Consider the following 14,936-nt stretch of genomic DNA (forward strand, 5'->3'; position numbering starts at 1 on the left):
AAGCGATACGTTAGTGCTCATGTCAAAACGTGCCAACGGGAACACCCGCTACCAGAGCTTGGAGAAGCCATTATGGAAGAGACCAGTTTGTTGTCGGAAGCTGAGACAGCGCGCTACAGGGATCAGGGTTACCTGGCCCTGAAGGACATGTGTCCGCAGGACGAGGTGGGCTATATCCGCCGCACCCTGCTGGACCTGTTCGCCAACAAGACGGGATACAACGAGGGTGCACAGTACGACTTTGTGAGCCGGGACGACCCGTCCAAGCCCGCCAAGTTTCCCAGCCTGCACGATCCGCGTCATTATGCCCCCGGTCTGCTCAAGACGACTTACCACGAGCGCACGCTGGACCTGGCGCGGCAACTGCTGGGCGAAGAGGCGGCGCTGTATGGCGAGCACGCCCTGCTCAAGCCCGGCCCGTTCGGCCCCGAGACGCCGTGGCACCAGGACGAGGCGTTCCGTTCGCCCGACTTTGTCTACAACGAACTGAGCATCTGGCTGGCGCTGCAACCGGCAACCGTGGAAAACGGCTGCATGCAGTTCATTCCCGGATCGAACAAATGGGACGTGCTGGAACACCGCTCGCCCGGCGGCGACAAGAGCCTGCATCCGCTGGAATGCTGCGGCGACTTCCGCCGCGACCAGGCCGTGGCCGAACCGCTGGACCCGGGCGGCATCACCGTGCATGACGCGCGCACCTTGCATTTCACGGGGCCGAATACGTCGCCGTCGCCGCGCCTGGCGTACATCCTGATCTACAACACGCCGCCGGTCTACAAGCCGGGGCGCCGTGAATTTCCGTGGCTGGAAGGCCGCTGGACCGACAGCCAGACGCGTAAAAAACAATGGCACAAGCGCGGCGGTCTGGCCGTGGATGTGATGCGCCGGCTGCCGGGCGCGCGGCTGACCAGCCCGCGTTGGGTGGCGTGGGCAACGATCCGCGCGGTCAGCAAGGTCTGGCCGCGATAGCTTGGGTGGACAGGGGGCCGAAAGAGCCCCGGTCAGAGGGGGGGCGAACGGGGCCGGCAAGCAGCGCTTGCCGGCCTCGGCGCGTATACTGGGCGGCGCCGCAGGTCCTGTTACCCAGGCGTTGCGGCGAGGCCGCCCGCAGCCGGCGGCTCCAGATTCTAAAAATACGAAACGCAGCTGGCGCACCTCTATCACTCCTCAGACCTCTCATGACCGCTAACCTTTCTACGATCACCTGCATCGAAGATTTGCGCGCCATTGCGCAACAGCGCGTGCCGCGCATGTTCTACGACTACGCCGATTCCGGCGCCTGGACCGAAGGCACCTACCGCGCCAATGAAAGCGATTTTCACAAGATCAAGCTGCGCCAGCGCGTAGCGGTGAACATGGAAGGCCGGTCGTTGCGCACCACGATGGTGGGCCATGACGTGGTGATGCCGCTGGCGATTTCGCCCACCGGCCTGACCGGCATGCAGCATGCCGACGGCGAGATCCTGGCGGCCAAGGCGGCGGCGGATTTCGGCGTGCCGTTCACCTTGTCCACGATGAGCATCTGCTCGCTGGAGGACGTGGCAGAAGCCACCAAAAAGCCGTTCTGGTTCCAGCTGTACGTGATGCGCGACCGCGAATTCGTGGCCAACCTGATCGACCGCGCCAAGGCCGCCGGCTGCACCGCGCTGGTGCTGACGCTGGACTTGCAGATCCTGGGCCAGCGCCACAAGGACATCAAGAATGGCCTGTCGACGCCGCCCAAGCCCACGCTGCGCAACTTGATCAACCTGGCGACCAAACCGCGCTGGTGCATGGGCATGCTGGGCACCAAGCGCCGCACGTTCGGCAACATCGTCGGCCACGCCAAGGGCGTCAGCGACCTGTCGTCGCTGTCCTCCTGGACGGCCGAGCAATTCGACCCGCGCCTGAGCTGGGACGATGTGGAATGGATCAAGCAGCGCTGGGGCGGCAAGCTCATCATCAAGGGCATCCTGGATGTGGAAGACGCGCACCTGGCCGCCAATAGCGGGGCCGATGCGCTGATCGTCAGCAACCACGGCGGGCGCCAGCTGGACGGCGCCATGTCGTCGATCGCGGCGTTGCCGGCGATTGCCGATGCGGTGGGCTCGAAGATCGAAGTCTGGATGGACGGCGGCATCCGTTCCGGCCAGGACATCCTGAAGGCGGTGGCGCTGGGCGCGCGCGGCACAATGATCGGCCGCGCCTTCCTGTACGGCCTGGGCGCGTACGGCCAGGCGGGCGTGACCCGCGTGCTGGAGCTGCTTTACAAGGAAATGGATACGACGATGGCGCTGTGCGGCCGCCGTAATCTTGAAGTGGGCGACCGCAGCATCCTGCTGCCCGGCACGTACCCGACCTGAGGCGCGGCGCCTGTGCGCGCCATGCGATGTGATTGAACCGCCGTTCGCGGCGGCCCCCTACCTACATACCCGGCACCTCGCGCACCCCGCACACCAAGCGCACCGCGCACGACGCGGACTACGCGCCGTTGCCGGCGCCCAGGTACTGGCTGGGCCGCCGCAACGCCGGGTCGAAGGGATTGATCTGCGCGCCCACTGCGTCGGCCTCCCGGCGCAGCATCTCAACGATCAGCGGCAGGCGCTCGTCGTTGATGCGTTCGATGGGGGCGGCCACGCTCAGCGCCGCCACCGTGACGCCGTTGCGGTCTTGGACCGGCACCGCCAGCCCCGCGATATTCGGAAACACGCCCTGCCCCTGGCTGCGCGCGTACTGCAATTGCTGGCATTCCTGAATGCGCACCCGCATCGAGATTTCATCGACGAAACCCAGATGGTGCAGCCGGGGAATGTTGAAGCGGATCACCTCTTCGCGTTCCGCTTCCGGCAGGCTGGCCAGCAGCACCAGGCCGCCCTGGCCCATGCCCAGCGGCACGCGCCCGCCGATGTCGCCGGTATGCGAACGCACCGGAAAAGCCCCGTCCACCCGGTCCACGCAGACCGCGTCAAAGCCGCTGCGCACCAGCAGAAAAATGGTGTCGTTCAGCATGCCCGACAGCCGCAGCATGGCCGGGCGGTACAGCGTGCGCAAGCTGGATTGATGTGTGCCCGCGGCCGCCGCCAGTGCAAAGAAAGCCACGCTCAGCTGATAGCCCTTGCTTTGCGCGGGCTGCTCCACCACCCCTTCCTGCATCAAGCCTTGCAGCACGCGATGCACCGTGGCCTGCGCTTGGCCGGTACGCGCGGCGATGTCGGTCAGCCGCAGCTTTTCACCCTTGGCATCGGCCAACACGCGCAGCACCGCAAACGCACGTTGCAAGACCCCCTGGCCGCTGGAATCGTCCGCTGTCTCAGTTTTCTTCATTACTGAATTCCGATAAACAAAATATACAGCATCATTTGTAGCAGTAAATTCTTCTGAGCGGAAATTACAGCCGATAAATTCGATTCTTCGGAAAACCCTAATTGACCACGTATTTTGGCAACTCCTAGACTGCCCCATCGATAAGCCGCTAACGCGCCGGGCAACCGGGCCAACACGCGGCACAACGCCCGCATCGGGCGACGGGGTTTGGAAAATGTCATTTCTGCGGCTGGACAACGTCTCGAAGAACTACGGCGACTTGCGCGTCGTTTCCGACCTGAACCTGACCGTTGAAAAGGGCGAGTTCGTCTCACTGCTCGGCCCTTCGGGTTGCGGCAAGACCACCACCTTGCAGATGATCGCCGGCTTTGCCGACGTGACCCAGGGCGTCATCACGCTGGATGGGCGCGACATCACCCATGCCAAACCCAACACGCGCGGCCTGGGCATCGTGTTCCAAAGCTACGCCCTGTTTCCGCACCTGACCGTGGCCGACAACGTGGCCTTCGGCTTGAAGATGCGCAAAGTGGAACGCGCCGAGCGCGCGGAACGCGTGCGCGAGGCGCTGGCGCTGGTCAAGCTGGACAAGCACGCCGACCGCTATCCGCGCGAGCTTTCGGGCGGCCAACGCCAGCGCGTCGCGCTCTCCCGCGCGCTGGTCATCCGCCCGCCCGTGCTGCTGCTGGACGAGCCGCTGTCCAACCTGGATGCCAAGCTGCGCGAAGACATGCAGTTTGAATTGCGCGGCATCCAGAAGAAGATCGGCACCACCACGGTGATGGTCACGCACGACCAGGCCGAAGCCCTGTCCATCAGCGATCGCGTCGTGGTCATGCAGGACGGCCGCGCCACACAGGTGGACGCGCCGTTTCGCATGTACGAACATCCGCAAACCGAATTCATTTCGCGCTTTGTCGGCAAGACCAACCTGTTGCCTGGCCGCGTCACGCGTTGCGGCGCGCAAGCCGAAATCGAAACCGGCGCGCTGCGGGTGCTGGTCGACGGCGAAGGCCTGCGCCACGGCGACAACGTGCAGCTGTCGCTGCGCCCCGAAAAACTGGTGCCGGTGCCCGCCGGCCAGGGCAAGCTGGCCTGTGTGGTCAGCACGCGCTACTTCCTGGGCAGCCAGTGGATGTACGACCTGGATTCGCCGGTGGGGGCGCTGACCGTGCTGACGCCCAACGACGGCCGCCGCCCGCATGACGATGGCGAGACCATCGGGCTGGACTGGGCCGAGGGCGTGCTGCGCGTGTTGCGCGCGCCTGCCGTGGAAAAGGCCGCCTGACATGGCGACGCTGACTCAAGCCGCCACCGGCCCCAAGCCGCGCAATGATGGCCTGCTGGCCATTCTGGGCTCCATCCCGCTAGCCATTGTTTTTCTGACGCTGGTGCTGACGCCGCTGGCGCTGACCTTCGTGCTGTCGTTTCGGCCGTTCGACTACGGCGCGGGCATCTTGCCCGGCCACACGTTCGAACACTATCTGGCCGTGGTCACCGACAGCTACTTCCTGGAGATCTTCTGGCGCACCTTCTGGATCGCCGGCGTCACCACGCTGATCTGCGTGCTGATCGGCGCGCCCGAAGCCTACATCCTGTCCCGCATGGGCAAGCCGTGGCGGTCCATCTTTTTGCTGGTCGTGCTGTCGCCCCTGTTGATATCGCTGGTGGTGCGGGCGTTTGGCTGGAGCATGCTGTTGGGACCAGGCGGCGCCATCGGTCGCGCGGCCGCCGCCCTGGGCATGGGGCCACTGCTGTACACGCCCACCGCCGTCATCATCGGCCTGGTGCACGTGATGCTGCCCTTCATGGTCATCCCCGTGTGGACGTCGCTGCAAAAGCTGGACCCCACCGTCGAGCACGCCGCGCTGTCGCTGAACGCATCGCGTTTTCAGACGCTGACGCGCATCGTGCTGCCGCAAGCCATGCCCGGCATCCTGTCGGGCAGCCTGATCGTGTTTGGCCTGTCGGCCAGCTCGTTCGCCATCCCCGCGCTGCTGGGCGGACGACGGCTGAAGATGGTCGCCACCGTCGTGTACGACGAATTCCTGACCGAGCTGAACTGGCCGCTGGGCGCGGCCATCGCCATCGTGCTGCTGGTGCTCAACGTCATCATCATGATGGCGTACAACCGCGTTGTCGAACGCTCTTACCGACGCAGCCTGGGCTAGCCGACAAGGAACCAACATGCAGAAAAACGGCCCTTTCGCGCTGGCGTTCAACTTCCTGGTGGTGGCCTTCGTGCTGGCGCCGCTGGTCATCGTGTGCCTGGTGGCGTTCACGCCCGACTCCACGCTGACAGTGCCCACCACGCAATTTTCGCTGCGCTGGTTCCGGGCGGTGTTCGAACATCCCAACTTCATGCAGGCGTTTCAGAACAGCCTGTGGCTGGCCTTTCTGTCGGCCACCATCGCCGTGTGCCTGGCCGTGCCGGCCGCCATCGCCATTACGCGTTACCGCTTCCCGGGCCGCGATGTGCTGAACGGCCTGTTCCTGTCGCCGCTGATGATTCCGCACCTGGTGCTGGGCGTGGCGCTGCTGCGCTTTTTCGCGCTGATGGGCATGGCCGGCAGCTTTTCTTGGCTGGTCGCCGCGCACGTCGTCGTCATCACGCCGTACGTGATGCGGCTGGTGATCGGCGCGCTGGTCGGCTTTGACCGCTCCATCGAACACGCCGCGCTGTCGCTGGGCTCCAGCCGCGCCACCGTGTTCTTCCAGATGACCCTGCCGCTGATCATTCCCGGCGTGTCCGGCGGCTGGCTGCTGGCCTTCATCAACAGCTTTGATGAACTGACCATGTCCGTCTTCATCACCGCGCCGTCCACCATCACGCTGCCCGTGCGCATGTACATGTACGCCACGGAATCCATCGACCCGATGATGGCCGCCGTGTCGGCGCTGGTCATCCTGTTGACCGCCGTCACCATGCTGTTGCTGGACCGCGTGTACGGCCTGGACCGCGTGCTGGTGGGGCAGAAATGAAACGCTTGCCGTTGGCGAAAAGAGAGGCGCCGGCATCATGGCAATACTGAAACGCCTGGCGGAATCGGGCCGGCCCGCTGTCCCGTTCGCCTTGAACGGGCAAGCCTGTACCGCGCTGGCCGGCGACACCGTCTTGACCGCCGTGCTGACCCAGGCCGACTGCGTGCGCCATTCCGAATTCAGCGGCGCCCCACGCGCCGGCTTCTGCATGATGGGTGCCTGCCAGGACTGCTGGATGCAGCTTGAAGACGGCTCGCGCCTGCGCGCCTGCTCAACGTTTGTCGAACCCGGCATGCGCCTTTTAAGTCTGCCCATGGCGCCCGCTGCCGTGCCCGGCACGCTGGCGGCGGCACCCTGGCCCGAGGACGACATCGCATGAGCATCGTGATGCCCGTCATCGTAGGCGCCGGCCCGGCCGGCGTGCGCGCCGCCCAGGCCCTGGTCGCGCACGGCCTGCGGCCCGTCATCCTGGACGAAGCGCCGCGCGCCGGTGGGCAGATCTACCGCCAGCCGCCGCCCGGATTCCAACGCCCGAAGTCCGCGCTGTACGGCTTTGAACATCGCAAGGCCGATGCCGTGCATCGCGCCATGGCCGCCTTGCAGCCGCACGCCGACTATCGACCCGGCAGCCTGGTGTGGAACGTGGACGGCAAGACGCTGGACGTGATGCAAGACGGCGTCAGCACCGCCGTGCCCTACACCCACCTGATCCTTGCCACCGGCGCCACCGACCGCGTGCTGCCCTTTCCGGGCTGGCTGACCCCTGGCGTCTACACCTTGGGCGGATCGCAGGTCGCGCTGAAATTCCAGGGCTGCGCCATCGGATCGCGCGTGGTCTTCATGGGCACCGGGCCGCTGCTTTACCTGGTGGCCTATCAATACGCCAAGGCCGGCGCGCAAGTGGCTGCCGTGCTCGACACCGCGCGCTTTACCGACCGCCTGGCCGCGCTGCCCGGCATGCTGCGCGCGCCCGGGCTGCTGGCCAAGGGGATGTACACCATGGCCTGGCTGCGCGCGCATGGCGTGCCGCTGCATCGCGGCGTGCGGCCCGTCGCCGTGCATGGCAAGGACCGCGTATCGGGCCTGACCTATCGCCAGGGCAACCGCGAACAAACCGTGTCCTGCGACGCCGTGGCCTACGGCCTGGCGCTGCGATCCGAAACCCAACTGGCCAGCCTGGTCGGCTGCGAATTCGAATTCAATGCGCGCGATAGAAACTGGACGCCACGCCGCGATGCCGCCGGACGCGGCAGCGTGCCCGGCGTCTATGTCGCCGGCGACGGCGCCGCCATCGCCGGCGCCGACGCCGCCGAACTTGCGGGTGAACGCGCCGCGTTGGCGCTGCTGCAAGACATCGGCCAACCCATCGACACCGCGCGTGCCCGCCTGCTGGAAACGCGCCTGGCCGCCAACAGCCGACTGCGCTCCGCGCTGGAACGCGCCTTTCCCTTTCCCGAGGACTGGGCCGCAACCATCGCCGACGACACCGTCATCTGCCGCTGCGAAGACGTGACGGCTGGCACGGTGCGACGCACCGTCACCGACACGGGGGCGCAAGAACTGAACCGCCTCAAAGCGCTGACACGCGTCGGCATGGGCCGCTGCCAGGGCCGCATGTGCGGCGCGGCGGCAGCCGAGGTCCTGGCGCAAGCCTGCGGCCGCACACCCGCCGACGTGGGCCGCTTGCGTAACCAGCCGCCCGTCAAACCGGTACCCGTGCGCGTGGTGTGCCTGGAACGTCAGGACAAGGTGTCGACATGACGCGGCGCATCGACACCGAAGTGGCCATCATCGGCGGCGGCATCGTCGGTGGCAGCGCCGCGCTGTTCCTGCGGCGCGCCGGCGTACCCGTCGTCTTGCTGGAAGCCGCCTTGTGCGGCGCGCGCGCCAGCGGCGTCAACTATGGCGGTGTGCGGCGGCAAGGGCGCGGGCTGGAACAGATGCCCCTGGCCCGACGCGCACATGAACTGTGGGGCCAACTGCCGTCATTGATCGGCATCGATGGCGAATACGTGCGCTCTGGTCATTTGAAGCTGGCCGCGTCCAACGCCGACATGGTGCAGTTGGAAGCGTATCGCCAGCGCACGCGCGGCTTCGGCATGCACCTGCAAATGCTGGACCGCCGCGAGCTGGCGCGCCGCTTCGGCTGGCTGGGCCAGGACGTCGCGGGCGGATCCTTCTGCTCCGAAGACGGCCACGCCAACCCCCGGCTGGTGTCACCGGCTTTCGCGCGCGCGGCGGCGGCGCTGGGCGCCGACGTGCGCGAAGGCGTGAAGGTTACCCAGGCCGATCACGACGGCACGCACTTCATCGTGCGCGCCGACGGCCTGGAAGTGCGCTCCCGCGTCCTGCTCAATTGCGCGGGCGCCTGGGCGGGCCGCTTTGCAGAGCACTTTGGCGAAGCCGTACCCGAAACGTCCATCCACCCTTTGATGATGGTCACCGAGCCGCTGCCCCTCTTCATGGACGTCAGCCTGGGCATACAAGGCGGTGGCATCTACGCACGACAGGTCGCGCGCGGCAATTGCGTCATCGGCGGTGGCCGTGGCGTGTCCACCGACCCCGACTACGCACGGCCCGGCCGCGCCGGCCTGGGCGCGCTGATGGCCAACGCTACCCGGCTGCTGCCCGTGCTGCGCGGCGCGCAGGTCATCCGCTTCTGGACCGGCGTGGAAGGCAACATGCCCGACCACAATCCCGTGCTGGGCCCCAGCGCCCGAGTCCCCGGCCTGTTCCACGCCTTCGGCCTGTCCGGCGCCGGTTTCCAGATCGGCCCCGCCGTGGGCGAAGTGCTTTCCGAACTGGTCCTGCGCGGCCAGTCCTCGATTCCTATCGATGCCTTTTGCATTGAACGATACGCGGCCGCCGCTCACGGCGCCGTGGCTCGGCCTGAACGTGTTTGTGAGCAAACGCAGGAGTCACCATGATGGATAAGAAACAGGGCGCATCGCGCCTGAGCAAGGGGAAGCGGCTGCTGGGCGCGGCAACGTTGGCGTTGCTGTCCGCAGGGGCCATGGCGCAGCAAAAGACCTTGTACGTCGGCATGAACGGCGGCGACATGGAACGCGCCTTCACGCAATACGTGTTCCCCGATTTCGAGAAAGCCAACAACGTGAAAATCGTCGTCGTGCCCGGCACGTCGACCGACGTACTGGCCAAGGCGCAAGCCTACAAAGACAACCCGCAGATGCACGTCATGTTCCTGGACGACGGCATCATGGCGCGCGCCATTTCCATGGGCCTGTGCCAACAGCTCAATGACGACCCCGTCCTGAAAGAGCTGTACCCCACTGCCGTGATGAAAGACCGCATGGCCGCCGGCATCGACATCGGCATGACCGGCCTGGGCTACAACACCAAGATGTTCGCCGACAAAGGCTGGGCACCGCCCACCTCCTGGATGGACCTGGCCGACCCCAAGTACAAAGGCAAGGTCGTATTCCAGTCCGCCGCCGGCAGCACCTTTGGCCTGCACGGCTTCCTGATGTTCAACCGCATCCAGGGCGGCGACGACAAGAACTATGAACCCGGCTTCAAGAAGTGGCCCGACACCATCGGCCCCAACGTGCTGGAATACATCCCCAACTCGGCCAAGCTGGCCGAAATGATCCAGTCCAACGAAGCCGCCATCTTCCCGCTGACCCCCACCGCCATCGCCCGCCTGAAAAAGCGCGACATCCCGGTGGAATACGCCCAGCCCAAGGAAGGCTCCGTCATCCTGATGGTGGGTGAATGCGTCATCGCCAAGAACAGCGAACCCGAACTCTCGCAAAAATTGGCGCTGTACCTCTTGTCCGCCAGCGCGCAGGCCAAGGCACTGGAAATGGGTGGCCACTTCCCGTCCAACAAAAACGTCAAGGCGCCCGCCGACAGCGCCGACGCGCTCAAGCGCTTCCAGGGCTACATGGAAAACGCCAAGATCCTGGATTGGGACCAGATCAACACTGCGCGCCCCGCCTTCAACGCCCGCTGGAATCGCACCGTCGAACGTTGATAAGATCTTGCAGCGCGCCTGTGGATAAACCGCAAGCGCGCTCGCAAGCAAGCGCCTGCCAGCGTACGGCCGGTACGCGCGTAGCAGACGCGCGTCTGCTAACACGTCTGCTAACACGCGTCTGCTAACGCGCGTCTGCTACGCCCGTCCGCCAACAAGGAACCTTTGCATGCGGCTCATCATCAATTCCGGCGGTCCCGCCGCCATCGACGCGTGGCGCGCACAGTTCCACGCCTTCGCGCCGCAGTTGGACGTGGTCGGCTGGCATGAAGACGTCGCACCCGACAGCGTCGATTACGCGTTGGTCTGGGCGCCCGACGCCGGCCGCCTCGCCACGTTCCCCAACCTGAAACTGATCATCAGCGCGGGCGCCGGCGTCGACCACATCCTGGCCGACCCCCAGCTACCCCGGCACTTGCGCATCGCCCGCATGGTCACCGCCCGCACCCAAACCGAAATGGCCGAATTCGTGCTGACGTCCGCGCTGATGCTCACGCGCGATATCAAGCGCGTGGTGAATAACCAGGCACGCCAACATTGGGAACTGTTCGACTCCCTGCGCGTTGCCGCGGACGTACGCGTCGGCATCATGGGCCTGGGCCACCTGGGCGTCGCCGCCGCGCAACTGCTGTCACGCGTCGGCTTCCCCGTCAGCGGCTGGTCACGCGGCGCCAGCCAACTCGACGGCCTGCCGTCCTATGCGGGCCAAGCCCAGTTCGGCCAATTCCTGGCCAACACCGACCTGCTGGTCTGCCTGCTGCCCGCCACCGAGGCCACCAAAGGCATCCTCAACGCCACCACGCTATCGCAGCTGCCGCGCGGCGCCAGCCTGATCAACGCCGGCCGTGGCACGCATATGGTCACGCAAGACGTCATCGCCGCGCTGGACAGCGGCCAATTGCACCAAGCGGTGCTGGACGTTTTCGAACAAGAGCCGCTACCGGCGGACTCCCCCTTGTGGACGCACCCGCAGATCATCATCACGCCCCATTGCGCGGCGATCCCCGACCGCAAGGAACGCGCCCGTCACACCGCATGGCTGATCGAGGCCAACGAGCGCGGCGATGCGCTACCCAACATCTACGATCCGCTGCGCGGATATTGAGCGCACTACCAAGAGGCGTCTATCCCCGCCGGCAGGAATGAACATCAACGCCTAGCATTGGCACTGGCGCCAGCAGCGGCAGCACCAGCACCCGCACCAGCATCAGCATCAGCAACAGCAACAGCACCAGGATCAGCATCAGCACCAGCACCAGCATCAGCATCAGCATCAGCATCAAGCAGCAACAGCAGGCAGTAAGCACGGAGCAACACCAAGCACCAAGCACCACGCACCCAGCACGCCACCCCAATCAAGACGACCCCGCACCAACGCGCGTAAGCCCCAAAAGGCCGCCCGCGCGGCCGGCCTGGGGCGGGCCCCGCAAGATCTTCCAGCGCATCACCACCCCGCAAAAAAACGCCAAGCACACACCCCTCCCCCCCAGACGTCAGCGCAAACTGACCGAGCATGGTGTGGCGGTGGCTGGTGGGAGGCGGGGAGTCGATAAGCCCGAGGGAATCCGAAGGCAGTCGCCGCAGGCGACAACGAGGATGACGACGGGGCAGTCCGGAGCGAAGGCTCCGGACCGCAATCGTTGACCCGCCTCCCACCAGCCGCCGCCACGCCGTGCGCCAAAAGAACCCCACAACAAAAAAAAACCGCAAAATCCGCAAATCCCCCAAAGCTACATTGCCCTCCAAGGAGCAAGCATGAAGCCCGAAACCCGATCCCTCTACACCGACCGCCTGGACCCCGTCCTGCGCTGGCTCGCCGCCCACCCTGACGCCGACCCCGATCTGCACCAGCTGGCCGACCTGGCTTGCCTGTCGCCGTATCACTTTCACCGGGTCTACCGCGCCATGATGGGCGAAACGGTCAACGCCACCGTCCAACGCATCCGCATGCATCGCGCCGCCGCTGCCTTGGCCGATTCCCAGGCGCCGTTAAGAGCCATTGCACAACGCGCCGGTTACGACTCCGACGCCGCCTTCAATCGGGCATTCGGCAACTTCTTCGGCACCCCGCCCGGCCGCTACCGCGCCGCGCGTTCCCAACCCTTAGCCCTTCAGGAGCCTGCCGTGTACCCCATCGCCATCGAACCCTTCCCCGGCGCCACCCTCGCCGTCCTGCCCCACCAAGGCAGCTACCAAGACATCGGCCCCGTCTTTACCCGCGCCTTCATGCTTGCCTACGGCCGTGGCATCGCCGACCCCGCAACGCCAGGCTTCGGCGTCTACTTCGACGACCCCGAACAAGTCCCGGAAAACAAGCTGCGATCCCTGGCCGGCATGGCCGTCAACGTTGACGCCGACTTGGGCGAAGAACTGCAACGCCACATCATCCCCGCCTGCCGCTGCGCCATCCTGACCTATACCGGCCCCTACAACGAAATGGCCAAACCCTACCAATGGATGTTCTCTGAATGGCTACCCGCCAGCGGCCACCTGCCCGCCGACATTCCCATGTTCGAGCAATACCTGAACGACCCCCGCAACACCCCGCCCGCCCAACTGCAAACCCGCATCTGCCTGCCCTTGAAATAAGGCCCGGCACGGCGCCACCCGCTACCCCAGCACGCCGGCCAGGTACTGCCTGAGCCACGCGTGCGCCGGGTCGTCCTGATAGCGCTCGTGCCAGTACAACGACACCGTAATCTGCGGCAACGTCAACGGCACCTTCTGCGTCACAATCCGCGCCGCGCCCGACATCGCGCGTGCAACGCTTACCGGCATCGTCGCAATCAAATCCGACCCTTCCACAATGAACGGGCACACCAGATAACTGGACAACGTCGCCACGATCTTGCGGCTGCGGTTCTGCCCCATCAAGATGCGATCAATCGCCGTACTGAAATAACGCGTGTGCGCCGCCAGATCCAGATGCCCATAGCTCAGGTACGCGTCCAGGTTCCAACGCTTGCGCAAACACGGATGCCCCTCGCGCACGATGCACACCGCCGGCTCCTGGTACAGAAAGCGTGTGCGCAGATCCGGCGCCGGGTCAGGAAAATAACCCGCGATCAACTCCACATGGTTCGTGTCCAGCATGCTCAAGCCATGTTGTGGCCGGGCCGGCACAATCTGCAATTGGAAGTGCGGCGCATCCACCGCCAGCCGCGGAATCAACTTCGGCAGCAACGTGTATTGCACATAGTCCGTTGCGTACAACGACAACGTGCGCGATGAATGCGCCGGGTCGAACGCCTCGCGCGTACGCGTCGCGCGATGCCAGCTTTCCAGCAAGGGCTTGAAGTTCTGATGCAACTCCATCGCGCGCAACGTCGGCTGCCACGCACCGCCCTCGCGCACCAGCAACGGGTCGCCGAACAGCTGACGCAGCCGATTCATCGCCGCGCTCATCGCCGGCTGGCTGATGTTCATCGCCTCGGCCGCGCGCGACACGTTGCGGCACGCCATCAGCGCGTCAAAATGCAAAAGCAGATTCAGGTCCGGATTCTTCACGGCCATGCACCTATAAATAGCGTTTATACAAATATAAGCCCGCAGGGCTGCTGCCCTTGAAGCCAGAAGCCTAGGATGACCCTGTTGTTGCAGCGAACCAGGACCGGACACGCATGATCCGGCCACAAGGAAGTTCTATCAACAAGGGGAAACCAAGCCATGAACCAAGGGCTGATACGTCGTTGCTGTCGCATTGCCGCCGGACTCGTGATCTTCGCCACCGCCAGCGCCGCGCAAGCGGCCTGGCCAGACAAAGTCATCCGCATCGTCGTGCCGTTCGCGGCGGGCGGGTCCACCGATTTGATCGCGCGCAAAATCGCCGAAGGACTCGGCCAGCGCCTTTCCGCCAACGTCATTGTTGAAAACCGGCCCGGCGCGGGCGGCACCGTCGGCACCGAATACGTCGCCCGCCAGCCGGCCGACGGCTACACCATCCTGATGGGATCGGTCAGCACGCACGGCAGCGCGCCCTGCGTGTATTCCAAGCTGCCGTACGACGCCGTCAAGGACTTCACGCCACTGACCGTCATCGCCACGATTCCGAATGTGATGTCGGTCAACCAGTCAGTGCCCGCCAACAACCTGCAAGAGTTCGTCGCGCTGTTGAAGAAGGAACCCGAGAAGTATTCCTTCGCGTCCAACGGCCAGGGCACCTCCAACCACCTGGCTGCCGAACTCTTCAAGTCCACCGCCGGCGTCTCCATGGTGCACGTGCCGTATCGCGGCTCGGGTCCCGCGCTGATCGACCTGGTGGGCGGCCAGATCAACATGATGATGGACGTGGTGATGACGTCCTACCCCTACATCAAGGACGGCAAGATCAAGGCGCTGGCCGTCACCTCGCCACAGCGCTCCACGCTGCTGCCCGATGTGCCCACCGTCGCGGAATCCGGCTACCCCGGCTACGAAGCCATGGTGTGGTTCGGCATGTTGGCGCCAGCCAACCTGCCCGAGCCGCTGCGCCAGAAACTTACCGACGGCCTGGTGCAGACCCTGCACGCGCCCGCCATGAAAACGTACCTGGAACAACAGGGCGCACAGGTGTCCGACGTGGCCGGCCCCGCCTTCGCCACGATGATCAAAAGCGAGATCAACAAATGGTGCGGCGTCGTCAAGCAAGCCGGCATTCGCCTGGACTGATCTTGCGCGCCTA

General features: G+C 65.3%; 15 protein-coding genes. 12 read left to right on the forward strand and 3 right to left on the reverse strand.

The annotated features are described in order from the left end of the window. Positions 1-72: 72 nt before the first annotated feature. Together KYT87_RS00065 and KYT87_RS00070 are read left to right on the forward strand one after the other, a co-directional pair. Positions 73-969: a phytanoyl-CoA dioxygenase family protein gene (locus KYT87_RS00065; protein WP_046804032.1), complete on the forward strand. Its 897-nt coding sequence runs from the start codon at positions 73-75 to the stop codon at positions 967-969. 209 nt (positions 970-1,178) lie between these two features. Beyond that, positions 1,179-2,342 (forward strand): alpha-hydroxy acid oxidase, encoded by a 1,164-nt coding sequence (locus KYT87_RS00070; RefSeq protein WP_104142371.1) that lies wholly within the window; start codon positions 1,179-1,181, stop codon positions 2,340-2,342. 118 nt (positions 2,343-2,460) lie between these two features. Here KYT87_RS00070 and KYT87_RS00075 read toward each other — a convergent pair whose 3' ends face one another. Next, complete coding sequence (locus KYT87_RS00075) at positions 2,461-3,303, reverse strand: IclR family transcriptional regulator (protein ID WP_104142370.1); 843 nt, start codon at positions 3,301-3,303, stop codon at positions 2,461-2,463. A 214-nt stretch (positions 3,304-3,517) separates the two neighbouring features. On the opposite strand from KYT87_RS00075, the gene KYT87_RS00080 reads away from it, so the two are divergent. The 8 genes from KYT87_RS00080 to KYT87_RS00115 all read left to right on the forward strand — a co-directional run bounded on the left by KYT87_RS00080 (position 3,518) and on the right by KYT87_RS00115 (position 11,381). Continuing rightward, positions 3,518-4,588 (forward strand): ABC transporter ATP-binding protein, encoded by a 1,071-nt coding sequence (locus KYT87_RS00080; RefSeq protein ID WP_219991473.1) that lies wholly within the window; start codon positions 3,518-3,520, stop codon positions 4,586-4,588. Between the two features lies 1 nt (position 4,589). Then, complete coding sequence (locus KYT87_RS00085; protein WP_046804029.1) at positions 4,590-5,471, forward strand: ABC transporter permease; 882 nt, start codon at positions 4,590-4,592, stop codon at positions 5,469-5,471. A 16-nt stretch (positions 5,472-5,487) separates the two neighbouring features. Continuing rightward, on the forward strand, positions 5,488-6,282 hold the full coding sequence (locus KYT87_RS00090; protein WP_219991474.1) for an ABC transporter permease: 795 nt from the start codon (positions 5,488-5,490) through the stop codon (positions 6,280-6,282). Positions 6,283-6,319: 37 nt separating this feature from the next. Beyond that, the gene (locus KYT87_RS00095; protein ID WP_219991475.1) at positions 6,320-6,661 is read left to right on the forward strand and encodes a (2Fe-2S)-binding protein; all 342 of its coding nucleotides are present in this window, start codon (positions 6,320-6,322) and stop codon (positions 6,659-6,661) included. After that, a complete protein-coding gene (locus KYT87_RS00100) occupies positions 6,658-8,043 on the forward strand; it encodes an NAD(P)/FAD-dependent oxidoreductase (RefSeq protein WP_219991476.1) in 1,386 nt (461 codons plus the stop codon). The genes KYT87_RS00095 and KYT87_RS00100 overlap by 4 nt, the downstream gene beginning before the upstream one ends. Then, entirely contained in the window at positions 8,040-9,209 is a 1,170-nt protein-coding gene (locus KYT87_RS00105) for an FAD-binding oxidoreductase (protein ID WP_219991477.1), read from the forward strand. Before KYT87_RS00100 ends, KYT87_RS00105 begins: the two co-directional genes overlap by 4 nt. After that, entirely contained in the window at positions 9,206-10,276 is a 1,071-nt protein-coding gene (locus KYT87_RS00110; protein WP_189371389.1) for an ABC transporter substrate-binding protein, read from the forward strand. Before KYT87_RS00105 ends, KYT87_RS00110 begins: the two co-directional genes overlap by 4 nt. Before the next feature lie 169 nt (positions 10,277-10,445). Then, a complete protein-coding gene (locus tag KYT87_RS00115) occupies positions 10,446-11,381 on the forward strand; it encodes a glyoxylate/hydroxypyruvate reductase A (RefSeq protein WP_046804023.1) in 936 nt (311 codons plus the stop codon). Positions 11,382-11,400: 19 nt separating this feature from the next. Here KYT87_RS00115 and KYT87_RS00120 read toward each other — a convergent pair whose 3' ends face one another. Next, positions 11,401-11,559 carry a hypothetical protein gene (locus KYT87_RS00120; protein ID WP_219991478.1) on the reverse strand — a complete coding sequence of 53 codons (159 nt, stop codon included), beginning with the start codon at positions 11,557-11,559 and terminating at the stop codon, positions 11,401-11,403. A 472-nt stretch (positions 11,560-12,031) separates the two neighbouring features. On the opposite strand from KYT87_RS00120, the gene KYT87_RS00125 reads away from it, so the two are divergent. Further along, a complete protein-coding gene (locus KYT87_RS00125) occupies positions 12,032-12,865 on the forward strand; it encodes a GyrI-like domain-containing protein (protein WP_046804021.1) in 834 nt (277 codons plus the stop codon). Between the two features lie 21 nt (positions 12,866-12,886). Here the strand turns inward: KYT87_RS00125 and KYT87_RS00130 are convergent, their stop codons facing one another. Further along, positions 12,887-13,789 (reverse strand): LysR family transcriptional regulator, encoded by a 903-nt coding sequence (locus tag KYT87_RS00130; RefSeq protein WP_189371554.1) that lies wholly within the window; start codon positions 13,787-13,789, stop codon positions 12,887-12,889. Between the two features lie 153 nt (positions 13,790-13,942). Here KYT87_RS00130 and KYT87_RS00135 point away from each other — a divergent pair, with 153 nt between their 5' ends. After that, a complete protein-coding gene (locus KYT87_RS00135) occupies positions 13,943-14,923 on the forward strand; it encodes a tripartite tricarboxylate transporter substrate binding protein (protein ID WP_104144623.1) in 981 nt (326 codons plus the stop codon). Positions 14,924-14,936 lie beyond the last annotated feature (13 nt).

It is taken from the genome of Achromobacter sp. ES-001 (genome assembly GCF_019448355.1).
GTDB classification, from domain to species: Bacteria; Pseudomonadota; Gammaproteobacteria; order Burkholderiales; family Burkholderiaceae_B; genus Achromobacter; species Achromobacter spanius_B.